The sequence below is a fragment of the Sphingomonas sp. So64.6b genome, from assembly GCF_014171475.1.
In the GTDB taxonomy this organism is placed as follows: Bacteria; Pseudomonadota; Alphaproteobacteria; order Sphingomonadales; family Sphingomonadaceae; genus Sphingomonas; species Sphingomonas alpina_A.
In genome coordinates, this window is sequence record NZ_CP048817.1 from 2,238,350 (window position 1) to 2,259,742 (window position 21,393).

The 21,393-nt window shown below is 64.0% G+C and carries 19 protein-coding genes; 9 read left to right on the forward strand and 10 right to left on the reverse strand.

Annotated elements, in window-relative coordinates:
• Positions 1–114: 114 nt before the first annotated feature.
• The gene (locus G4G27_RS10715; RefSeq protein ID WP_183113311.1) at positions 115–831 is read right to left on the reverse strand and encodes a pirin family protein; all 717 of its coding nucleotides are present in this window, start codon (positions 829–831) and stop codon (positions 115–117) included.
• Between the two features lie 123 nt (positions 832–954).
• Between G4G27_RS10715 and G4G27_RS10720 the strand changes: the two genes are divergently transcribed.
• The 4 genes from G4G27_RS10720 (at position 955) to G4G27_RS10735 (ending at position 3,553) form a co-directional block, all read left to right on the forward strand.
• The gene (locus G4G27_RS10720; protein WP_183113312.1) at positions 955–1,860 is read left to right on the forward strand and encodes a LysR family transcriptional regulator; all 906 of its coding nucleotides are present in this window, start codon (positions 955–957) and stop codon (positions 1,858–1,860) included.
• 180 nt (positions 1,861–2,040) lie between these two features.
• Entirely contained in the window at positions 2,041–2,748 is a 708-nt protein-coding gene (locus tag G4G27_RS10725; protein ID WP_183113313.1) for a response regulator transcription factor, read from the forward strand.
• 137 nt (positions 2,749–2,885) lie between these two features.
• Positions 2,886–3,335 carry a hypothetical protein gene (locus G4G27_RS10730; RefSeq protein ID WP_244624641.1) on the forward strand — a complete coding sequence of 150 codons (450 nt, stop codon included), beginning with the start codon at positions 2,886–2,888 and terminating at the stop codon, positions 3,333–3,335.
• 20 nt (positions 3,336–3,355) lie between these two features.
• Positions 3,356–3,553, forward strand: a complete 198-nt coding sequence (locus G4G27_RS10735) for a helix-turn-helix transcriptional regulator (protein ID WP_345940688.1) — start codon at positions 3,356–3,358, stop codon at positions 3,551–3,553.
• An 11-nt stretch (positions 3,554–3,564) separates the two neighbouring features.
• Here G4G27_RS10735 and G4G27_RS10740 read toward each other — a convergent pair whose 3' ends face one another.
• On the reverse strand, positions 3,565–5,187 hold the full coding sequence (locus G4G27_RS10740) for an amidohydrolase (protein ID WP_183113735.1): 1,623 nt from the start codon (positions 5,185–5,187) through the stop codon (positions 3,565–3,567).
• Positions 5,188–5,222: 35 nt separating this feature from the next.
• On the reverse strand, positions 5,223–6,089 hold the full coding sequence (locus G4G27_RS10745; protein WP_183113315.1) for an NAD(P)-dependent oxidoreductase: 867 nt from the start codon (positions 6,087–6,089) through the stop codon (positions 5,223–5,225).
• A gap of 58 nt (positions 6,090–6,147) precedes the next feature.
• On the opposite strand from G4G27_RS10745, the gene G4G27_RS10750 reads away from it, so the two are divergent.
• The 3 genes from G4G27_RS10750 to G4G27_RS10760 all read left to right on the forward strand — a co-directional run bounded on the left by G4G27_RS10750 (position 6,148) and on the right by G4G27_RS10760 (position 9,066).
• On the forward strand, positions 6,148–7,401 hold the full coding sequence (locus G4G27_RS10750; protein ID WP_183113316.1) for a threonine ammonia-lyase: 1,254 nt from the start codon (positions 6,148–6,150) through the stop codon (positions 7,399–7,401).
• Positions 7,402–7,495: 94 nt separating this feature from the next.
• Complete coding sequence (locus G4G27_RS10755; protein ID WP_183113317.1) at positions 7,496–7,834, forward strand: hypothetical protein; 339 nt, start codon at positions 7,496–7,498, stop codon at positions 7,832–7,834.
• A 443-nt stretch (positions 7,835–8,277) separates the two neighbouring features.
• Entirely contained in the window at positions 8,278–9,066 is a 789-nt protein-coding gene (locus G4G27_RS10760) for an arginyltransferase (RefSeq protein WP_183113318.1), read from the forward strand.
• Positions 9,067–9,100: 34 nt separating this feature from the next.
• Here the strand turns inward: G4G27_RS10760 and G4G27_RS10765 are convergent, their stop codons facing one another.
• From G4G27_RS10765 to G4G27_RS10780, 4 genes are all read right to left on the reverse strand, one after another.
• Positions 9,101–9,910, reverse strand: coding sequence for a transglutaminase family protein (locus G4G27_RS10765; RefSeq protein WP_183113319.1), 810 nt, complete (start codon positions 9,908–9,910; stop codon positions 9,101–9,103).
• Positions 9,907–10,842 (reverse strand): alpha-E domain-containing protein, encoded by a 936-nt coding sequence (locus tag G4G27_RS10770; protein ID WP_183113320.1) that lies wholly within the window; start codon positions 10,840–10,842, stop codon positions 9,907–9,909. The genes G4G27_RS10765 and G4G27_RS10770 overlap by 4 nt, the downstream gene beginning before the upstream one ends.
• Positions 10,842–12,341: a circularly permuted type 2 ATP-grasp protein gene (locus G4G27_RS10775; RefSeq protein ID WP_183113321.1), complete on the reverse strand. Its 1,500-nt coding sequence runs from the start codon at positions 12,339–12,341 to the stop codon at positions 10,842–10,844. The genes G4G27_RS10770 and G4G27_RS10775 overlap by 1 nt, the downstream gene beginning before the upstream one ends.
• Positions 12,342–12,436: 95 nt before the next feature.
• Positions 12,437–14,455 (reverse strand): thioredoxin family protein, encoded by a 2,019-nt coding sequence (locus tag G4G27_RS10780; RefSeq protein WP_183113322.1) that lies wholly within the window; start codon positions 14,453–14,455, stop codon positions 12,437–12,439.
• A gap of 191 nt (positions 14,456–14,646) precedes the next feature.
• Here G4G27_RS10780 and G4G27_RS10785 point away from each other — a divergent pair, with 191 nt between their 5' ends.
• Positions 14,647–16,206 (forward strand): alkaline phosphatase family protein, encoded by a 1,560-nt coding sequence (locus G4G27_RS10785; RefSeq protein ID WP_244624702.1) that lies wholly within the window; start codon positions 14,647–14,649, stop codon positions 16,204–16,206.
• Positions 16,203–17,204, forward strand: coding sequence for a phytanoyl-CoA dioxygenase family protein (locus G4G27_RS10790; protein WP_244624642.1), 1,002 nt, complete (start codon positions 16,203–16,205; stop codon positions 17,202–17,204). The genes G4G27_RS10785 and G4G27_RS10790 overlap by 4 nt, the downstream gene beginning before the upstream one ends.
• 3 nt (positions 17,205–17,207) lie before the next feature.
• Here the strand turns inward: G4G27_RS10790 and G4G27_RS10795 are convergent, their stop codons facing one another.
• The 3 genes from G4G27_RS10795 to metH form a co-directional block, all read right to left on the reverse strand.
• On the reverse strand, positions 17,208–18,140 hold the full coding sequence (locus G4G27_RS10795; protein ID WP_183113324.1) for a right-handed parallel beta-helix repeat-containing protein: 933 nt from the start codon (positions 18,138–18,140) through the stop codon (positions 17,208–17,210).
• Between the two features lie 224 nt (positions 18,141–18,364).
• The gene (locus G4G27_RS10800; protein WP_183113325.1) at positions 18,365–18,631 is read right to left on the reverse strand and encodes a hypothetical protein; all 267 of its coding nucleotides are present in this window, start codon (positions 18,629–18,631) and stop codon (positions 18,365–18,367) included.
• A gap of 115 nt (positions 18,632–18,746) precedes the next feature.
• Positions 18,747–21,341 (reverse strand): methionine synthase, encoded by a 2,595-nt coding sequence (gene metH / locus G4G27_RS10805; protein WP_183113326.1) that lies wholly within the window; start codon positions 21,339–21,341, stop codon positions 18,747–18,749.
• Positions 21,342–21,393: the final 52 nt, after the last annotated feature.

The following is a 21,393-nucleotide window of genomic DNA, read 5'->3' on the forward strand; positions in this document are numbered from 1 at the left end:
CCCCTCCCGCAATCAGAGGGCTGGAGCGGGAGGGGTTAGGGGGAGGACCTGGATTCGTCGGGGAAGCGACCAGGCCCTCCCCGACTTCCCCGTGGGGGGCGGGGAAGTATCGGGTTAGGCTGCGTCGACCAGGACGATCTCGGCATCTTCGATCGCCTTGATCTCGACCGTCTGGCCACCGCTGATCGCGGCACCGTCGCGGGCGTCGAAACGCACACCATCGATCTCGATCGCGCCGGTCGCGGGGACCAGATAGGCGTGACGTCCCTCACCCACGCTATGGGTCAGGCTCTCGCCAGCCTTGATCGTCGCCCCGAGCACACGTGCATCGGCACGAATGGGCAGCGCGCCCTTGTCGTCGGCGAACCCGCTGGCGAGGACCACCAGCGCGCCATCGCGGCCGTCCTTGGGGAAGGGCTTGGCGCCCCAGCTCGGGGCACCCCCGGTGCGGCTCGGTTCGATCCAGATCTGGAACAGGGTTGTCGTTTCGGGTTCCAGGTTGAACTCGGCATGACGCACGCCGGTGCCGGCGCTCATCACCTGCACGTCGCCCGCACCGGTGCGGCCCTTGTTACCCATCGAATCCTGATGAGTGATCGCGCCGCTGCGGACATAGGTGATAATCTCCATGTCGCGATGCGGATGCGGCGGGAAGCCGCTGTTCGCAGCGATCTCGTCGTCATTCCACACGCGGATCGCGCCCCAGCCCATGCGCTTGGGGTCGTGGTAATCGGCGAAGGAGAAATGGTGGCGCGCGTTGAGCCAGCCATGATCAGCATGGCCGAGACTGTCGAAGCTGCGGCGTTCAATCTTTTCCTGAGTAGCGATCATGTCGAAACTCCATTTGGTATTGCTGTGTTGCCGCCAAGATAGGCATTTCGATCATGCGGTAAATGGAAACACTGGAAACCGATCGTTTCGTTCTATATCTCCCGGTTCGAAGGATTTTGAACCATGCGCCTGCCAGATCTCGAAGCCTGGGCGATCTTCGCCAGCGTCGTCGACCAACGCTCGTTCAGCGGCGCCGCCGATGCGATCGGCGTTTCCAAGGCAACGGTGTCGAAGGCGATCACCCGGCTGGAGGCGCATCTCGGCCAGTCGCTGTTCCATCGAAACTCGCGCCGGCTGACGCTCACCGAGAGCGGCAAAGGCTTGGCCGAACATGCCGCGCGCATCCTCGCCGAAGCCAATTCAGCGGAAGAAGCCGCGCGCGATGCCGCGACCGCGCCGACCGGACTGGTGCGCATGACCGCGCCGATGACGCTCGGGCTGGCCAAGATCGCACCGGCAATTGCGGAATTCCTGGTCGCGCATCCCGGGATCGAGATCGACCTGCATTTGTCCGATGCCAAGGTCGATATCGTCGCCGAAGGTTTCGACATCGCACTGCGTATCGCCGATCTGCCGGACAGTTCGCTGCGTGCTCGCCGTCTCGGCGCGATCAGGACACATATCGTCGCGGCGCCCGCCTATCTCGCCAAACATGGCCGCCCGACCCACCCGGCGCAGCTCGGCGAGCATCCCTGTTTCGGTTATACCAATGTCACCGGACCGTGGCGGTTCTCCGGACCGGACGGCGGCGAGGCGGCGGTCCGTCCGACCGGGCCACTCCGTTCCAACAATGGCGACGCGCTGCTCCCCGCTCTCCGTGCCGGGCTCGGCATCGGTATGCTGCCCGATTTCATCGTCGGCCCCGACCTGTTGGACGGGATATTGGAGGCGATCCTGACCGACTGGCACGGACCGCCCATCGCACTGCACCTGATGACGCCGCCCAGCAATCTGCGACCCGCGCGGGTCGAGGCGCTGATCGCATTCCTTTCGGATCGGCTGCGCAACCTGTGCGAGCAGGCTGGTTAACCCCGCAACGTCAGCGGTACGTGGAATCCCTGGTCAGGGGATTCCCCGCGACTCGTGGAGTCAGGCCGATTAATTCGAAATTAACCTTTTACCTTCATCACTGATCAGGTTAATGGTTTGTTCGCAGTTGGGTCGAGCCGAAGGGGGCATCGAACATTGCGAGTGACAGGGGAACGGCCGATGCGCGTGTTGCTGATCGAAGACGAGCCGACGACCGCCAAGGCGATCGAGCTCATGCTTACGACCGAAGGGTTTAACGTCTATACAACGGACCTGGGCGAGGAAGGCCTCGATCTGGGCAAGCTGTATGATTACGATATCATCCTGCTCGACCTGAACCTGCCGGACATGCATGGTTACGACGTGCTGAAAAAGCTCCGCGTCGCCCGCGTGCAGACTCCGGTGCTGATCCTGTCGGGCATCAACGAGATGGACTCCAAGGTGCGCAGCTTCGGCTTCGGCGCCGACGATTACGTCACCAAGCCATTCCACCGCGAAGAACTGACCGCGCGTATCCATGCCGTGGTGCGCCGCTCCAAGGGGCATAGCCAGTCGGTCATCCGCACCGGCAAGCTCGCCGTCAATCTCGATGCCAAGACGGTCGAAGTCGATGGCAGCCGGGTCCATCTGACCGGCAAGGAATATGCGATGCTCGAGCTGCTTTCGCTGCGCAAGGGCACCACGCTGACCAAGGAAATGTTCCTCAACCACCTTTATGGCGGCATGGACGAACCCGAACTCAAGATCATCGACGTGTTCATCTGCAAGCTGCGCAAGAAGCTCAGCCTGGCTTGCGACGGCGAGAATTATATCGAGACCGTGTGGGGTCGCGGCTATGTGCTGCGCGAGCCCGATGAGGTCGGCGAACCCATTTCCGAAGTCGCATAAGGAACCTCCCGCGTATCGGGGAGAAAGGCCGCGGCCTCCGGGGGGAGCCGCGGCCTTTTTGTGTCCGGCGCCGACCGTTCATCGGGATGATGTAAATAATATTTGACATGTCAAAAATCTTTGACGATATCCTGTGTATGAAATTTTTTACACCGCAGGAGATCGCCATGTCGTTCCGGGAGAAATCCGCCTGGGTCATGTCCGTCATCATCGCCGGCACGGGCGTCTGGTATTATCTCGCTATCACCGCGGCGTCGCGTACGCTCGGATACACCGCGCCGCCGACCGGGCCGTTGATCGGCTATACCGTCATCCTCGTCACAGCCTCTGTCGTGGCGCAGATCATCCTGGCGCTGCTCTCCCCCAAAGAGGCGGACGCGCCCGCCGACGAGCGTGAGCGACGGATCATCGACCGGGCGGGCAATTGGTCGGGTTATGTGCTGGCCACCGGAGTGATCTTCGCGCTTGGCCATTTTCTCTTCTTCGCTGACGGCAATCTGCTGTTCCATCTGGTGATGGGTGCGATGATCGTCGCGACGCTGGCCGACTATCTGTTCCTGATCCTGCTTTATCACCGGGCCGATTGAGCGTGGCGAAGCGTCCACCGATCACCAACCGCGTCCGCGAATTGCGCGAACACCATGACGGGATGAGCCAGTCGGCGCTGGCCGAAGCGATCGGCGTCACCCGACAGACCGTCATCGCGATCGAGCAAGGGCGTTACTCGCCATCGCTGGAAAGCGCGTTCCGCATTTCGCGCGTGTTTGGGGTTGGCGTCGAAGATGTGTTTGGCTGGGAAGAGTGAGGCGGACGCCCTCACCTCTTCTCCCACACCTTCTCGCCCCCGACCCACGTCTCCTGGACCTTGGTCGCGCGCAACTCGGTGGGTGATGCCAGCAACGGATCGCGGTCGACGATGATGAAGTCCGCGCGCTGCCCGACGCCCAACCGTCCGAACTTGTCCTCCGCGAATCCGGCATAAGCCGCACCGCCGGTGAATGCCCACCAGGCCTGTTCGCGGCTCACGCGTTCTTCCGGTCGCCAGCCGCCGAACGGCTGGCCGCTCGCGTCCATGCGGGTGAAGGCGGCCGCCCAGCCGGCAAAGGGATCGGGACTTTCGACCGGATAGTCGGAGCCAAAGGCGAGCGCTGCCCCGTTCCTGAGCATCGACGCCCAGGCATAGGCGCCGACGAGGCGCGCTTCGCCCAACCGTGCTTCGACCATGCCGCGGTCGCTGGTCTGATGGACCGGCTGCATCGAGGCGATGATGCCATGCTTGCCGAAGCGCGGCAGATCGGCCGGATCGACAATCTGCGCGTGTTCGATGCGCCAGCGCCGATCGCCCTTGTACGTGTCGGACATGGCGTCGATCGCGTCGAGCGCTTGCGCATTGGCCTTGTCGCCGATCGCATGGACCGCGACCTGGAAACCATCCATCGCCGCGCGGCTCATCAGGTTGCGGATCACATCCTCCGACAAGAATTGCAGTCCGGTTTCCTTGGGCGCATCGGCATAAGGTGCCTTCAACCACGCACCGCGCGAACCGAGCGCGCCATCGGCATAGAGTTTCACCCCGATCATGCGCAGCCGGTCGCCATAGAGCCATGGCGTCGGCCCGTTGCCGGCGATCTGGATCGCGGGCTCGACCCCCGAGGAATAGCTCATGATGCGGACGCGCAGCGAGCCCTTGTCGCCCATCCTGCGAAAGGCGAGCCAATCGTCGAGCGTGGTGCCCATATCGGCGGTGGCGGTGATGCCGAAGCCGAGCAGAATGTCCTGCGCCTTGAGCAGCGCGCCATTGCGGTCGCGCGGCAAAGGCGGCGGCACAAGCTTCGCGATCAGCGTCTGCGCCGCGTCGATGAATACGCCGTTCGGCTGCAGGCCGGTCTTTTCGATCCGTCCGCCCGCCGGCGAAGCGCTCTTCGCGGTGATGCCTGCCAGTTTCATCGCCATGCTGTTGCCCCAGCTGGCATGCCCGTCAGCGCGTGACAGCCACACCGGGCGGTCGCTGACCACCGCATCGAGATCGGCGGCGGTCGGGAAGCGGCCGAGGTTCCAGACTTCCTGGTTCCAGCCGCCGCCAAGGATCCATTTGCGTTCGGGGTTGGCCGCCGCATAGGCGGCGATCTTCGACTTGGCTTCCTCGAGGTTTTTCGTGCCGGACAAGTCGAGTTCGAGTGCGCGAAAACCCAGGTCCATTACGTGGCCATGTGCGTCGATGAAGCCGGGCAGCAAGACCTTGCCCTTCATGTCGGCGCGCCAGTCGAGTTTCTCGGGCCGTTTCTCGCCCTGTTTGAGCAGTTTCGCGACCTTGCCGTCGGGGGTCATCAACAGGCCGGTAAACTGGATGACCTTACCATCCTTGTCCATCGTGATGCCGTTGACATTATCGACCAGCGCATCGGCGAAGGCCGGTGTCGTGCCGAGCATCAGCGACATCGTCGCCGCAGCCAGAAAATACCTCGTCCGGGCAATCACTTCGGCAATCTCCTCACCAGCGAACTGGTATCCTGGCGGGCGCCGCCCAATTTCTGCACTTCGGCATAGAATTGATCGACCAGGGCCGCGACCGGCAGCACCGCACCATTCTGCTTCGCCTCGTCGAGCGCGAGGCCGAGATCCTTGCGCATCCAGTCGACCGCGAAGCCGAAATCGAAACGATCCTCGCTCATCGATTGCCAGCGATTGACCATCTGCCAGCTCTGCGCCGCGCCGCCCGAGATCGCGTCGAACACCTTGGTCGTGTCGAGCTCGCTTGCCTGAGCGAAGCGCAATGCCTCGGACAGGCCCTGCAATACACCGGCAATGGCGATCTGGTTGACCATCTTGGTCTGCTGCCCCGCGCCCGGGCCGCCGACATGGATCGTCCGCGCGGCATAAGCGGCGACGATCGCCTCGGCGCGCGCGAACGCCTGCGGAGAGCGTGCGCCGCACATGATCGACAGCGCACCCTTCTCGGCCCCGGCCTGCCCGCCCGAAACGGGAGCATCGACGAATTCCACGTCGAGCGCCGCGGCGGCATCGCAAATGCGGCGCGAGATATTTGCGGAGACCGTGGTGTGATCGATGATCAGCCCGCCGCGCAGCCTGGCGATCGCGTCGGGGCTGTGCAGCAGCAGCGCATCGAGGTCGGCATCGTTGCCTACACACGTGATCAATATCTCGGCGCCATCGATCGCATCAAGCGCTGTCGCGGCCGATTTACCGCCATATTGCGCGACCCAGGCAGCGGCTTTTTGGGGCGAGCGATTATAGACGGTGACGTTGTGCCCGGCGGTGACAAGGTGCCCCGCCATCGGCGCGCCCATCACGCCGGTTCCAATGAATGCGATTTCAGCCATGCGCCAGCGCATAAGGCGTGTTCCTTCATCACGCCAGATGGTCTAGGCGCCTTCGCCTATGGCTACCGATCCTCTGTCCGCCGCTGAACAGCTCCCCGTCACCATCGACGATGTCCGCGCCGCCCATGCGCGGATCGCCGAGTCGATCGTGCGCACGCCGACCTTCATCAGCAAGACGCTGTCCGACCTGACCGGCGCGACGGTCTATCTCAAATTCGAGAATCTGCAGTTCACCGCAGCGTATAAGGAACGCGGTGCGCTCAACACGCTGTTGCAGCTCAATCCGCAGACCAAGGGCGTGATCGCCGCGTCCGCTGGGAATCATGCGCAAGGCCTGGCCTATCACGCGCACCGGCTCGGCATTCCCGCGACGATCGTGATGCCGACCAACACGCCGACGGTGAAGGTGACGCAGACCGAGGGGCATCACGCCAACGTCGTGCTGTTCGGCGAGACGTTCGACGCCGCCTATGCCCATGCGCGCGAGCTCGAGGCGGGCGAAGGCTTCACCTTCGTCCATCCGTTCGACGATATCCGCGTCATTGCCGGGCAAGGCACGGTTGCGCTCGAAATGCTCGAGGATGTGCCGACGATCGACACCTTCATCACGCCGATCGGCGGCGGCGGGCTGATCTCCGGCATGGCGGTGGTCGCGCGCGATGCCAGCCACAGGGCCGGGGGCAAGCCGATCGAAGTGATCGGCGTCGAGGCCGAGCTTTTCCCGTCGATGTACAACCGAATCAACGGCACCGAGATGCCGTGCGCCGGCGACACGCTGGCCGAGGGCATCGCGGTCAAGGAACCTGGCGCGATCACCAGCGGCATGGTCAAGGTTCTGGTCGATGACATCGTGCTGGTCAGCGAACGCAGCCTGGAACAGGCGGTAAGCCTGTTGCTGCAGATCGAAAAGACCGTGGTCGAGGGCGCTGGCGCCGCCGGCCTCGCCGCGCTGCTCCAGCATCCCGAACGCTTCAAGGGCAAGACAGTCGGCGTCGTGCTGTGTGGCGGCAATATCGATACGCGGCTGCTCGCCAATGTGCTGTTGCGCGATCTGGCTCGCTCGGGCCGGCTCGCACGCCTGCGCATCCGGTTGCAGGATCAGCCTGGCGCGTTGTTCAATGTCGCGCGGATCTTCGATCAGCAACGCGTCAACATCATCGAGATCTATCACCAGCGCGTCTTCACCACGCTGCCGGCCAAGGGCCTGATCACCGATATCGAATGCGAGACGCGAGATCGCGCGCATCTCGACCGGTTGATGGTGGCGTTGCGTGAGGCCGGATACGAGGCGAGCCCGGTCGAGCTCGCTTAGCACGCCTCATGACCGCACCATTGTGCGTCCCGGCGGCTCATCATAGGGTGCCGGGTGCGGCGCCAGGCGTGCCGGTAGCAAAGGCTGGGGCGGCATGACGCGTATATTGGTCTTGACCCTGTTGCTTGGCAGTGCACTGCCGCTCGGCGGCTGTGTCGCCGCCATGGCGACGAGCGCGGTCGGCGCGGCGGTCCGCGGCGCACAAGGCGAACCGCAGAACAATGAACAATTTGCGCCGACGGCAAGACAGGCCTGCGGTATGCAGGCGTCACAATATGGCACCGTGCATATCATCGACGTCCAGCAGGCCAGCCCGAGCAAAATCATCGTCTGGGGGACGGCGGACGATGGCAAGCAGCGGCGTTCGTTCGAGTGCCGCTACGGAACGAAAATCACCGGTTTCAAGCTGCGTGAGATCAAGCCGTCGCGCTGAACGGCTGGGGCGATCGCTATTCGGCTTCGTGATTATCCCCTTCAGCCAAATATCGTCATGCTGACGGCGGTGCTTGTCTCAACGGTATAGCCGCCGAACTAGGCCCGGGTGACGGCCAACGCAGTGATCAGATCACAGAACTGAATATCGATCAGTTCCTCGATAAATCCATTCGAACGGCGCCGCGTCCCTGGTTCGTGGAAGGATATTCGCTCAAGCGAATCTGGCATGCGACCAGCCGCACGCGCACCGCTTTCTCCTGTTCGATGCATGCGTTAAGACGGGCGCGGCAGGTTGCGCGTTGCCATGAATGTGACACTTTCTATGTCGCGCGAGTCGCGTTAACCTTCATTCATGGTAAAGCCGCTTTTCATCACGACCTGTACGATTCATAACGCTTCCGAACCGGGCATCTGCGCGGCAGGAAAAAGGGCATACAGGCGGTGACTGCGCCATTTCGCTTCCCACGTTTTTTTGTGACCAGCCCGTCGCCTTGCCCCTATTTGCCCGGGCGCCAGGAGCGCAAGGTGTTTACCGAACTCAACGGCCCACACGCCGGCGAGCTCAACGACGCGCTCGGCCGGATCGGTTTCCGCCGCAGCCAGTCGGTCGCCTATCGCCCGAGCTGCGCCAGTTGCACTGCCTGCGTTTCGGTCCGCGTCGTCGCCCATGAATTCGAACCCAATGCGACGCAGCGCAAGCTGATCCGGCGGCACAGCGATATCGAAGTCACCGCCTGCCGTCCCTGGGCGACCGACGAACAGTTCCAGCTGCTCCGCCGCTACCTCGCCACACGCCACCCAGGCGGCGGCATGGCAGGCATGGATGAGGGTGATTATGCCGACATGGTCGAGCATTCGCCGGTCAACAGCTTCATCGTCGAATATCGCGAACCGGCGAAGAATGGTCGTCAAGGCAAGCTGATCGGCGCATGCCTGACCGACCAGCAGGCCGATGGCCTGTCGATGATCTACAGCTTCTTCGATGCCGATCTCGCCGATCGCCCCGGTCTCGGCAACTTTATCATCATCGACCATATCCTGCGCGCACGGTCGGCCGCCCTGCCCTATGTCTATCTTGGTTATTGGGTGAAGGGATCGGCGCGGATGGAGTACAAGACGCGCTATCGCCCGCTCGAAGTGCTCGGCCCATCGGGCTGGACGATGCTGGTTGACGAGCCGGTCGCCGTATCGGCGATGACGCAGGCGGCACTCGAAGGCGAGTTGGCCTAGCGCTACGCTCGACCCAACGTCGCACAATCCGGGCCTATTGCTCCACGTCCACCGTCACATCGACTTCAAGTTCTTCTCTGCCCTCACCGAGCCGGGACCCTGCAACCGGCGCTGCACCTGCTGAATCGAGTGCGACGGCGACGCGCACATAGGCTTCATCAGCCGATAATCCGGTGCAGGGATCGAACGCTACCCAACCAAGCCCGTCAATATGGGCCTCGGCCCAGCCATGCGGCGCGGGCCGGCTGTCGCCCGAAAAACAGGCCGTGCTGTATCCGGAGACATAACGCGCAGGCAGGCTCAGTGAACGTGCGCCTGCAACGAACATCTGCGCCAGGTCGCGCGGCGTCACCGCGTCAAGCGCGAACGCCTCAGCAGCGCTACGTCCCGCGACCGGCCGAGCCTGATCTAGTTCGAAGCGGCGATGAAAGGCGAGATTGAGCGCATGCAGTCGCGCGACCGGGTCGGCGACCGTACCGGCCGCAGCGCTGGAGAATGCCGCCAGAGCCTCCCCCCCATCGGTCAGCGGCGTGGTGCGCAGGAACACCGCCGGCGGCAGCGGCTCGATCGAGCCGTGCAGTACGCCGTCGCTGACATTGGTCAGCACTTCGCCGGACACCTCGATCTCGATGTTGTCGATCGGCCCCTCGACATAAAGCATGGTCGTACGATTGCCGAAACCGTCGCGACCGTGGCGCATCCGCGCGTCGCAATCGACATGGATACCCCAATTGGCAACAGCCTGACCGTCAGTGCCGGCCGGCGTCAGGCGAAGGAGCTGGGTAAGGCGCCCCTGCGGGACCGAGAAGCGATACGTCGTGCGATGATCGACAGTCAGCCTCATCCGAATTTGAACTGCCGGCCGATGGCCTCATGGAGCAGGTCGTTCTCAGCGTTGAACGCCTGGAGATATTGGTGAAGCCCGTTGGCGATCACTTCGCCCGATCGCGTCTTCGCCAGCCGCGCTTGACGCATGCGCGCCATCCGGTCCGCCTCACCGTGCAAGCCGGTGCGCTTGGCGAGCAGATTGAGAATCTCCAGCGTCTCCTCGGCCGACGCGGCAAGCGAACGTGGCAATTCGGCGCGCGATATCAGCAGGTCGATCACATTTGCGGGTTTCAACCCCTCGGAATAGAGCCAGCGATAGGCCGTGACCGCCGAGACGGTCTGCAAAATGGTGGTCCATTGATCGCGGTCGACGACACCACCAACCTGCTCGCCTTCGGGCAGCAGCAGGTGATATTTCACGTCGAGCAACCGCGCGGTGTTGTCGGCACGTTCGACCGCCTGGCCGAGCCGGATGAACCACGTCGTCTGGTTGCGCAGCATGCGGTGAATCGCACCCTCGAACCCTCGTGCCTCGGTCTTGACCGCTTCGACCAGGTTGAGCGTCGCCATCGCCCCGCCCGGGCTCGACCGGCCATGGAACATCAGCCAGGCGCGGTTGATCGCCGTCCAGGCTTCGCGGGTCAGTGCGGTGCGCACCGCCTTGGCATTGTTGCGCGCCCGGTCGAGACAGCGGACGATCGATCCGGAATGAGTTTCATCGAGCGTCAGGAAACGTGCAACATGCTGCTGGGTGATGGTCTCGCCCGCCGCCTTGAACGCCGTATCGGTCTCGGTCACTGCCAGCGCACTGGCCCAGGCAGCTTCACCCGCGGGACGCGGCGACAGCACGTCGAGCCGAACCGTGGCTTCGACCAGCCGGGCGATAAAATCCGCGCGCTCGATATAGCGCCCGAGCCAGTAAAGCGAGGAGGCGGTGCGCGAGAGCATCAGAGCGCCTCGCTCTGGCTCTGAGTCATGCCACCCAGCGTTTGCGCCTGCGTGCCGGCCGGGATATTGCCGCCGTCCATCAGCACGAAGCTATCCTTGGTCCCGCCGCCCTGCGACGAGTTCACGACCAGCGATCCCTCCTTCAGCGCCACACGAGTCAGCCCGCCGGGGACCACTTGCACGGTCTTCGATCCCTTCAGCACGAACGGTCGAAAATCGACATGACGCGGCGCGAGGCCGGCATCGCACAAGGTTGGCACCGTCGACAGCGCCAGTGTGGGTTGCGCGATGTAGCGATGCGGCTCGGCGATCAGCGCGGCGCGGAAATCCTCAATCTCCTGCTTGGTCGCGGTCGGCCCAACCAACATGCCATAACCACCCGAGCCATCGACCAGCTTCACAACCACGTCCTTGAGGTTGTCGAGGACATATTTCAGCGCCTGCGGCTCGCGGCAGCGCCAGGTCTCGACGTTGGGCAGCTTCGGCTCTCCACCCGAATAGAATTTCACGATCTCGGGCATGTAACTGTAAATCGCCTTGTCGTCAGCGATGCCGTTACCCGGCGCGTTGATCAGCGCGACATTGCCCGCCGCATAGGCAGAGATCAGCCCAGGCACGCCAAGCATCGAATCCGGATTGAACACCAGCGGATCGAGATAGTCGTCGTCGATCCGGCGATAGATCACATCGACCTTCACCCGTCCGGCGATGGTGCGCATCCACACGATATCGTCGTCGACCACCAGATCGGCCGCTTCGACCAGTTCGACGCCCATCGTATCTGCAAGAAAGCTGTGTTCGTAATAGGCGGAATTGTAGTGACCCGGCGTCAGCACCACGCATACCGGCGCGGCGATGCCGTTAGGGGCGACCGATTTCATCGTCTCAAGCAGGCGATCGGGATAGCTGTCGACCGCCGCGACGCGGAATTCGCGGAACAGTTCGGGGCAGAGGCGCAGCATCGCCTCGCGGTTCTCGAGCATATAGCTCACACCCGAGGGGGTTCGCGCATTGTCCTCCAGCACGAAGAACTCGTCCGGCCCGGTACGTACAAGGTCGATGCCGCAGATATGCGCCCAGATGCCATGCGGTGGCCGGATGCCGGCGATCTCCGGGCGGAATTGCGGATTGCCGAAGATAAGGTCGGGCGGCAGCACGCCGGCATCGAGGATCTTCCGCGCACCATAGATATCATCGAGAAATGCGTTGATCGCCTCGACCCGCTGGATCAACCCTTCGGAGAGCCGCGCCCATTCGTCTGCAAGGAAGATGCGCGGCACGATATCGAACGGAATGATGCGCTCGCTCGCGTCGCTATCACCACAAACCGCGAAGGTGATGCCGAGCTGACGGAAGGTCGCTTCGGCGCTTTGCTGGCGGCGGCGCAGCTCGCCATCGGGAGTTTCGTCGATCCAGCGGCCAAGCGCGGCGAGTTCCGGTCGTGGCGTGACGCTGCCGCCCTGGCCCATGATCTCGTCGAACGCGCGTCGTTTCCCCATCGAAACCTTAAAGCCCCCCAAGCACCGACAAGTTCCATGCTGCGACGAATTGCTGCGGCGCACAAGGGACTTTCGAGCTTGGCTCGAAAAGGCTTCTACTTCGCGGCCAACCCGCTCAGCAGGCCGGGAGTGAGCACCTGCGGAAGGATCTCCGGTTCGGCCGCGCCGGGGGCATAATAGAGATAGAGCGGGACGCCGGCACGGTTGTGCCGTTCGATGAAGCGGCCGAGCACCGGATCGCCATCGGTCCAGTCGCCGACCAGCACCGCGACCTTGTCTTTGGCAAAGGCCGCCCGGGTCGACGCCACATCAATCGCCGCCGCTTCGTTCACCTTGCAGGTCAGGCACCAGTCGGCGGTGAAATAGGCGAAGACCGGACGCCCTTCAGCGCGGAGCGCGGCCAGCCGCGCTTCGCTGAACGGCTCGCTTCCCGCCGCCTGGACCGGCGCTGCGGTCGAGCGTTCGACAAAGGCGATCGACCCCCCGGCAATTGCCAGCAGCGCGCCCACCCAGACGATGCCAAACGCCAGCCCGCGCGCCTGACGCCGCCCGGCGATCCACAAGATCACAGCAATGCCCAGTGCCGCGATCAGGCCGAGCGTCATGCCGTTAACCCCGGCCTGTCGCCCCAGCACCCAGGCGAGCGCGATCGCAGTGAGCCACATCGGCACGCTGAGGATGTGGCGAAAAAACTCCATCCACGCGCCGGGCCTGGGCAGCAGTTTGCGCAAGGCGGGCACGAAGCCGAGCGCGAGGAAGGGCAGTGCCAGACCGAGCCCAAGGCCGGCGAACACCGCCAAAGCAGCGGGCCAGGGTAGAATCAGCGCCGCGCCCAGTGCGACACCCATGAACGGTCCGGTGCACGGCGTGGCGATGAATGCCGCCAGTGCTCCGGTCGCAAAGGCGCCGCCGACCCCACCGGCATTGCCGACAAAGGCCGGCGTCGGTATCTCGAACAGCCCGGCGAGGTTGAGCGCGATCGCGACGGTCAGAAGCAGGAGCAGCAGGATCATGCGCGGATCCTGCAACTGGAAAGCCCAGCCGACCGCGCTGCCCCCGGCGCGGAGCGCGAGAATCGCACCGCCCAGCGCAACGCAGACCGCGACGACGCCCGCCGTGTAGGCGAGCGCCTCGCGCCGGGCCGCGCGTTCGTCGAGATGCCCGCGCGCCAGGCTGAGCGCCTTGAGGCTGAGGATCGGGAAGACACAGGGCATGATGTTGAGCAGCAAGCCGCCGAGCAACGCGCCGCCGAGTGCGAGCAACGTCGCCGCCAATATGCCGTCGCCGCCCTTCACCGCGCCTGCCACCATGCCCGATTCAGCCGTCACCGCCAGGCCGCGACCATCGCCGATGCGCAGCACGCCGGCCAGTTGCCCGCCAGCCTTGCCCCTCGTTGCAATCAGGACGCGGTCGCCGTCTCGCGTCACCGTCTGCGGCGCGGCATAGTCGATCACCTGCGTGGTCACCGGGAAGAAATAGGCATCGGCCAGCGGTGCATTGGCCGGATAGGGTATCGCGATCGTCGCCGCGCCGTTGGTTACCTGCCATGTCGCTTTGGCATCGAGCGGCTTGGGAATCGCACGCCGCCAGGCATCGAAGGTCGCACGCGCCTGTGGCGTTATGAGACCGTCGCCGATCGTCAGGTCGACGGCGAGTTCAGCCGTCTCCGGCACGCAGATTTGCACGGTGCAGACGAGATAGGCGGTCTTCAGCCGAACCGGGAGCTTGCTCCCCACCGCCAGGCCGGCAGGCAATTTTAGCGTCACCAGCGGCGCATAGGGTTTCTCGAACACATAGTTCATCAGGCCGGCGATCAGCAGCGTATCCGGTACCGGATAGGCCGGCGCGCTCGCCGTCACGCCCGCGGGCAAGGTCCAGTCGAGCTTGGCCGGAAAGCCGGCGTCGCCGGGATTGAGCCAATAGCCATGCCAACCGGCTTGCGGGCGCGTATCGAGCGCGAGCGTCACGTCGCTCCCCGCCGCCGGGCGTTCGCTTTCCGCGACCAGCTTGATCGCGAGGTGCGGCCCGGCCGCGTTCGGATCGGGCAGCTGCGCCCAGGCGGGGGCCGCGAGCAGCGCGAATATCGTCACGATCAAGCAATATAAACCGCGCATTGGGCGTCCTTGCCGCAAATCCAGAGCTCGCCCATACAGCGCGTCGCGGTAATATGCACCGGACCGAAAAAGGAATCACTATGCAGACCACGGCGTCGATTTTTGCCCTCGCCGCAATGCTCCTGGTCGCCGCGCCAGCGGGAGCGCAGCAGGTGCCCGACGCCGGTGCGCCAGTGATCGCACCGGTCAAAATGGTGCCGCCAAAGGATGCGCCCAAGCTGATCGTCGCAATCTCGGTCGATCAATTCTCCGCCGACCTGCTGGCCAAGAATCGCGCCTATTTCACCGACGGTTTCGCCCGGCTGCTTAAGGGCGCGGTCTTTCCTTCGGGTTATCAGAGCCATGCCGCGACCGAGACTTGCCCCGGCCATTCCACCATTCTGACCGGCTATCGCCCCGCCAATACCGGCATCATCGCCAATAGCTGGACCGATCAGGCGACGCCACGCCCCGGCAAGTCGGTCTATTGCGCCGAGGACGAGAGCGTGCCGGGCAGCAGCGCGTCGAACTACACCGTCTCCGCCAAACATCTTAAGGTCCCGACCCTTGGTGAACGCATGAAAGCGGCCGATCCACGCACCCGCGTCGTCTCCGTCGCTGGCAAGGACCGCGCCGCCGTGATGATGGGCGGGCACAATGTCGATGAGCTGTGGTGGTGGGACGGCAAGGCCTTCGCGTCCTATGCCGGCCGCACCGAACCCGCAGTGGTGACCCGGGCGACTGCAGCGACGACCGCGCTGCTCGCCATGGCGCAGCCCGCGCTGGAGATGCCCGCATGGTGCGCGAGCCGCGACAAGGCCGTCTCGATCGGTGGGGACAAGACCGTCGGTACCTGGCATTTCGACCGCGCGGCCGGCGATACCCGCGCCTTTCGCGCCTCGCCCGCTTATGACGCCGCGGTCATCGCACTCGCCGCCGGGCTGATCCAGGATATGAAACTCGGCCAGGGACCAGCCACCGACATCATCTCGATCGGCGCCTCCGCAACCGATTATGTCGGGCACAGCTTCGGTACCGACGGCGCGGAGATATGCATTCAACTCGCCAACCTCGACGCGACGCTCGGCGGGTTGTTCGACATACTCGACCGGACCGGTGTCGATTATGAGGTCGTGCTGACCGCCGACCATGGCGGCAACGACTTGCCCGAACGCGAAATCACGCAGGGCATAACCGAAGCGCAACGCGTCGATGTCGCACTCGCCCCCGCGGTGATGGGCAAGTCGATCGGCGAGAAGCTCGGCATCGCCACCCCGCTGCTGTTCGGCGACATGCCCAATGGCGATGTCTGGATCTCGACCGCCCTGACCACCGAACAGCGCAAGACCGTGCTGGCGGAGACGATCGCGCGCTACAAAGCGATGCCGCAGGTCGCCACCGTACTGACCGGCAAGCAGATCGCCGCGACGCCGATGCCCAAGGGACCGCCCGAGACATGGACGGTGATTCAGAGAGCGCGTGCGTCCTATGATCCGACACGGTCGGGCGACCTGCTGGTATTCCTGAAGTCGCGCGTCACCGCGATTCCGGTGGCCGGCACCGGTTATGTCGCGACGCATGGCAGCCCTTATGATTATGACCGCCGTGTGCCGATCCTGTTCTGGCGCAAGGGCATGACCGGGTTCGAGCATGCGGGCAGTATCGAGACTGTCGATATCGCCCCGACGCTGGCCAGAACGATCGGGCTGCCGGTGCCGGGCGTCGATGGCAAATGCCTGGACCTGGGCGCTCAGGGCAGTCCCTGCCGTTGAGTACCGCGCCCGTCACGACCGCCTCGCCGCTCGACCATATTCGCGGCATCACGACCTATTGGGCGTCGCTGACCGGGCGGTCAGCCGAATCCCTGCCCTACAAGCAATGGCGGATGCTGCTCGATACGCTTGGCCTGGGGATCGAGCAGGTGATGAGGCATGTCGGCAGCCAGCGGCCCGATTATACCGGTTTCGGTGCCTGGATCATCGAGACCGCGGGACTGCCCGATCCGGTTACGGTGGCGCGCTACAATGCCCAGGTGGACGGGATCGCGCCCCCCGCTACGGTCGTGGAACGCCTTGCCGCAGTCGATGCCGCGCCGCCGGTGTTCGACGATGCCGATCTGGCCGACTGGGACGAAAAGGGTGTGATCGTCCTGCGCAATGCGATCACCGCCGCCGAGGCGGCAGCGGCCGCAGACGTGCTGTGGCAGCAGGTCGGCGGGCACGCCGACGATCCGGACAGCTGGTACGGCGGGCCGCGCGAGAACGGCATCATGATCCAGCATTTCCAGCACCCCGCCCAGACCAGGATCCGCCGGTCGCCGCGCATCCTGAAGGCATTCGCGCAACTCTGGGGCACCACCGACCTGTGGATGACGACCGACCGGATGAGCTTCAATCCACCCGAGCGACCGGATTATCGCTTTCCCGGCCCGCATCTTCACTGGGACGCCAGCCTGACTCAACCGATGCCGTTCGGCACGCAGGGCATCCTCTATCTGACCGACACCGCCGCCGATCAGGGTGCGCTGCAGCTCGTGCCGGGTTTCCATCGCCGCATCGGTGCCTGGCTCGATCGGCTGGACGGTCTCAATCCGCGCCAGGTCGATCTGTCGGCTGAAGCGGTGACCGTGCCGGCCGGTGCAGGTGAGCTGGTCATCTGGCGTGAAGACCTGCCGCATGGCGCCAGTCCCAATCGCTCGCGCCGCCCGCGCCTCGCCCAGTATCTGAACATGTATTCGCCGGTGCCCGGCCCCGAGCGGCCATGGTTGTAAAGCTCAGCGTGTCTCGAACGCTCTGACCCCCGCGCCGAGGCGATTGGCACCGATCGCGAGGCGCTCATGGCTGTAGTCCGCCACGAACGCCGGTGAGCGCGTCTCGCCTGGCGCGAGCGAAGCATCATTGCCCTCGACCCTGAGACCGGCCGAACGGTATTTACGCGCCTCCGCCGCGATAACGATGAAGCCGGTCCAATTCTCCTTGTTGCGCCCCTGCACGAAGGTATTGCGGGCGATCAGCCCGGTGCCGCCTTCGGGCAGGTCGATCATGTAATTGGTCTTCTTGCCGGCGGTGTCGTCGAAGCTGTTGTCGGTGATTGACACGTTCGGCACGCGCAGTTTGACGTAATGCCCGCCGGTGCCGCGTTCGAAGCGCGAATTGGTGATCGTCACCGACCCCTGATTGGCGAGGTAGATCGCGTGGCTGCAATCGGCCGTCTCGTCGCACTGGCCGAGCCCGGAAAAGGTCGAACGCTCGATAAGTATCTTCTGGTTGGTCGGCTCACCGCCAAGGATGCCCTCCTGACTATCGAGAAACATCGAGTTCCGCACGGTGAGGTTGCCTATCTCGGTGCGGATGCCGGCGCCATTGCCGTCGTCGACACGAATGCCGCGGAACACCAGGCCATCGACGATCGATTCCTGCCCGCGCAGCACGAACGCCGCCTTGCCCTCGCACGGCGTGCCTTCGAAGATCGCGGTGCCGGGCTGCACCGCCTTGAAGGTGATCCGGCCGCCCGCCTGCACGGTGCATTGGCGATAAGTGCCCGGCGCGATCAGGATCGTCGCCGTGCCCATCCGCACCGCGCTCACCGCATCGTCGATCGTGGCGAAGCCTTGCCCGGTTTCCTGGATGACGAAAGGCGCGCGCGCTTGCTGCGCGGCGGCGGGTACGGTCAGCGCGAGAGCGGTCAACGGCAGTATGCGGCGCATGGGCGGCTCCTTTTCAGCAGCAATGCCGCGTTGGATCCCGCCTGAGAAGGCAAATTGAGGGTTAACCGTAACAACCGGAGCCGCTGTTAATCACGCCCGGCGAGGCGCGTGTCGAGATACGCGGGCAATCTTGCCGCGCCCGCCCGTTGGGGCAGGATTCAACTATGACGGGAGTCGGCGGCGGCTAGGCCAGTACGCGGAACGTGGCAATCAGCCCCTGTCGCTCACGCACCGCGGCGATGCTTGCCGCCGTAACGGGCACCAATATACCCACCGATCCGGGCCATTTCCATCGCCGCCACGTTGGCGGTTTGCTCACTGCACGGGAACGGCGCGCATTCCGCCTGTTTGGCGCGGGTCGAAACGCGGTCGCACAATTCCTCAATATCCGCGCGGGTTAGCAGATTCTTCTCGCGCAATAAGCAAAGCAGGCTTTGCAGGATGATCAGGCTCTCGTCACCCGAGCCTTCAGACGCATTCAAAGTCCCCATCGCATACTCTCCTAATTTTCTTCTATTTTCTTTGGAGATTATGCTCTTTCCAGCTCTTCGCAAGCCACTTGTCGCAATTTTCGGCTAACGACCGACATGTGCGATCCGGCGACGATCAATCCAGATTAGGCCGCAGCCAGCGCTGCACCGTCGGCAAGTCAGCGCCACGCCGCGCCGCATAGTCGGCGACCTGGTCCGGGCCGATGCGGGCAACGCCGAAATATTCCGCCTGTGGGTGCCCAAAATAGAAGCCCGAGACCGCCGCCGTTGGCATCATCGCGAAACTCTCCGTCAGCACGATCCCGGTCGCTTCGGTCGCGCCGAGCAGGTCGAACAGCATCGGCTTTTCGCTATGGTCGGGGCATGCGGGATAACCCGGCGCGGGGCGAATGCCGCGATATTGCTCGCGGATCAGCGCCTCGTTGGTCAGCTGCTCGCCCTCGGCATAACCCCATAAGGTCTTGCGGACATGCTGATGCAGCCGCTCGGCAAAGGCCTCGGCGAGGCGGTCGGCGAGCGCCTTCAACAGGATATCGGAATAATCGTCATTGTCGGCCTTGAAGCGCGCGAGATGCGGCTCGATGCCGTGTCCGGTGGTCACCGCGAAGCCGCCGATCCAGTCGCCCGCCGGATCGATGAAATCGGCCAGGCACATATTGGGCCGCCCTTCGCGCTTGGCGATCTGCTGGCGGAGGAAGGGCATGCGCACCTCCTCGTCCGCCTCGATGATCACATCGTCGACCTCCTTGCGGCACGGCCACAGCCCGGCGACGCCCTTGGCGGTCAGCCATTTTTCCGCGATGACCTTGTCGAGCATCGCATTCGCGTCCTCGAACAACGACCGTGCGCTCTCGCCAACCACCGAATCCTGCAGGATCGCGGGGTAATTGCCGGCCAGTTCCCAAGCGCGGAAGAACGGTGTCCAGTCGATCACCTCACGCAGGTCGTTGAGGTCCCAGTCGGGGAATATGTGCAGACCCGGTTGCGCCGGCGCACCGGGCTTCAGCGCCATGTCCGCCGGAAAGGCATTGGCGCGCGCCGCCGCGATCGGGATCAGCTCGCTCTGCCCCTTATTGGCGCGTGCTAGGCGCACCGCCGCATATTCGTCCGAGGTGCGCTGGACGAAGCCATCCTTCTGCGTGTCGCTGACCAGAGTCGAGGCGACGCCGACCGCGCGGCTCGCATCGAGCACATGCACCACCGGGCCGTCATACGCCGGGGCGATGCGCAACGCGGTATGGACCTTCGACGTCGTCGCCCCGCCGATCAGCAGCGGCATCTTCATGCCGGCACGCTTCATCTCCTCGGCGACGGTGACCATCTCGTCCAATGACGGCGTGATCAGGCCCGACAGGCCGATCATGTCGGCGTCATTCTCGTTCGCGGCCTTGAGGATATCCGACCAGGGCACCATCACGCCCATATCGACCACGTCGAAGCCGTTGCACTGCAGGACCACGCCGACGATATTCTTGCCGATATCATGCACGTCACCCTTGACGGTGGCCATGATGATCTTGCCCTTGCCGCGCGCGCCGGGCTCCTTCGCCGCCTCGATAAAGGGCAGCAGATGCGCGACCGCCTTCTTCATCACGCGGGCGGATTTCACCACCTGCGGCAGGAACATCTTGCCCGATCCGAACAGGTCGCCGACGACGTTCATGCCGTCCATCAGCGGCCCTTCGATCACTTCGATCGGGCGGGCAAAACCGAGCCGCGCTTCTTCCGTATCCTCGACCACGTGCAGGTCGATGCCCTTGACCAGGGCATATTCGAGCCGCTTGTTCACATCGAGGCTGCGCCATTCCGCCGCCGCCTTTTCCGCCACCGCGTCGGTGCCGCGATAGCGTTCGGCGAGCGCGATCAACCGGTCGGTCGCGTCGTCGCGGCGGTCATAGACCACGTCTTCGCACGCTTCGCGCAATTCCACGTCGATATCGTCGTAAATGTCGAGCTGCCCGGCATTGACGATCGCCATGTCGAGCCCGGCGGGGATTGCGTGATAAAGGAACACGCTGTGCATCGCGCGGCGCACCGGTTCGTTGCCGCGGAAGCTGAACGATAGGTTCGAAAGGCCGCCCGAGATATGGCAATGCGGGCAGCGAATCTTGATCTCCCGGCACGCCTCGATGAAGTCGATCGCGTAGCGGCGATGTTCGTCGATCCCGGTCGCGACGGCAAAGATATTGGGGTCGAAGATGATGTCCTCGGGCGGAAAGCCGATCCCGATCAGCAAGTCATAGGCGCGGCCGCAAATCTCGACCTTGCGGTCCTTGGTGTCGGCCTGGCCGACCTCGTCGAACGCCATCACGACCACGGCGGCGCCATACGCCATGACCTTGCGTGCTTGAGACAGAAACTGAGCTTCGCCTTCTTTCATGCTGATCGAATTGACGATCGGCTTGCCCGAGACGCATTTCAATCCGGCCTCGATCACTGACCATTTCGAACTGTCGATCATGAACGGGATGCGCGCAATGTCGGGTTCGGCGGCGATCAGCTTGAGAAAGGTGGTCATCGCCTTTTCGGAATCGAGCAAGCCCTCGTCCATATTGACGTCGAGCACCTGCGCACCCGATTCCACCTGCTGCCGCGCGACTTCCACGGCGGCGGCATAGTCATCCGCCATGATCAGCTTCTTGAAACGCGCCGATCCGGTGATGTTTGTGCGTTCGCCGATATTGACGAACTGGGCGGTGGTCGTGGTCATTTTTTACTTCCTCCCCTCCCGCTTGCGGGAGGGGATCGAGGGGTGGGCGCCC

Coding starts and splice junctions, on each gene's coding strand:
- G4G27_RS10795 (WP_183113324.1), bottom strand. CDS start 18,140: ATGCGCCGCATACTGCCGTTGACCGCTCTCGCGCTGACCGTACCCGCC.
- G4G27_RS10750 (WP_183113316.1), top strand. CDS start 6,148: ATGGCTACCGATCCTCTGTCCGCCGCTGAACAGCTCCCCGTCACCATC.
- G4G27_RS10745 (WP_183113315.1), bottom strand. CDS start 6,089: ATGGCTGAAATCGCATTCATTGGAACCGGCGTGATGGGCGCGCCGATG.
- G4G27_RS10725 (WP_183113313.1), top strand. CDS start 2,041: ATGCGCGTGTTGCTGATCGAAGACGAGCCGACGACCGCCAAGGCGATC.
- G4G27_RS10765 (WP_183113319.1), bottom strand. CDS start 9,910: ATGAGGCTGACTGTCGATCATCGCACGACGTATCGCTTCTCGGTCCCG.
- G4G27_RS10800 (WP_183113325.1), bottom strand. CDS start 18,631: ATGGGGACTTTGAATGCGTCTGAAGGCTCGGGTGACGAGAGCCTGATC.
- G4G27_RS10755 (WP_183113317.1), top strand. CDS start 7,496: ATGACGCGTATATTGGTCTTGACCCTGTTGCTTGGCAGTGCACTGCCG.
- G4G27_RS10780 (WP_183113322.1), bottom strand. CDS start 14,455: ATGCGCGGTTTATATTGCTTGATCGTGACGATATTCGCGCTGCTCGCG.
- G4G27_RS10715 (WP_183113311.1), bottom strand. CDS start 831: ATGATCGCTACTCAGGAAAAGATTGAACGCCGCAGCTTCGACAGTCTC.
- G4G27_RS10785 (WP_244624702.1), top strand. CDS start 14,647: ATGGTGCCGCCAAAGGATGCGCCCAAGCTGATCGTCGCAATCTCGGTC.
- G4G27_RS10740 (WP_183113735.1), bottom strand. CDS start 5,187: ATGTCGCTGATGCTCGGCACGACACCGGCCTTCGCCGATGCGCTGGTC.
- G4G27_RS10720 (WP_183113312.1), top strand. CDS start 955: ATGCGCCTGCCAGATCTCGAAGCCTGGGCGATCTTCGCCAGCGTCGTC.
- G4G27_RS10770 (WP_183113320.1), bottom strand. CDS start 10,842: ATGCTCTCGCGCACCGCCTCCTCGCTTTACTGGCTCGGGCGCTATATC.
- G4G27_RS10730 (WP_244624641.1), top strand. CDS start 2,886: ATGAAATTTTTTACACCGCAGGAGATCGCCATGTCGTTCCGGGAGAAA.
- metH (WP_183113326.1), bottom strand. CDS start 21,341: ATGACCACGACCACCGCCCAGTTCGTCAATATCGGCGAACGCACAAAC.
- G4G27_RS10775 (WP_183113321.1), bottom strand. CDS start 12,341: ATGGGGAAACGACGCGCGTTCGACGAGATCATGGGCCAGGGCGGCAGC.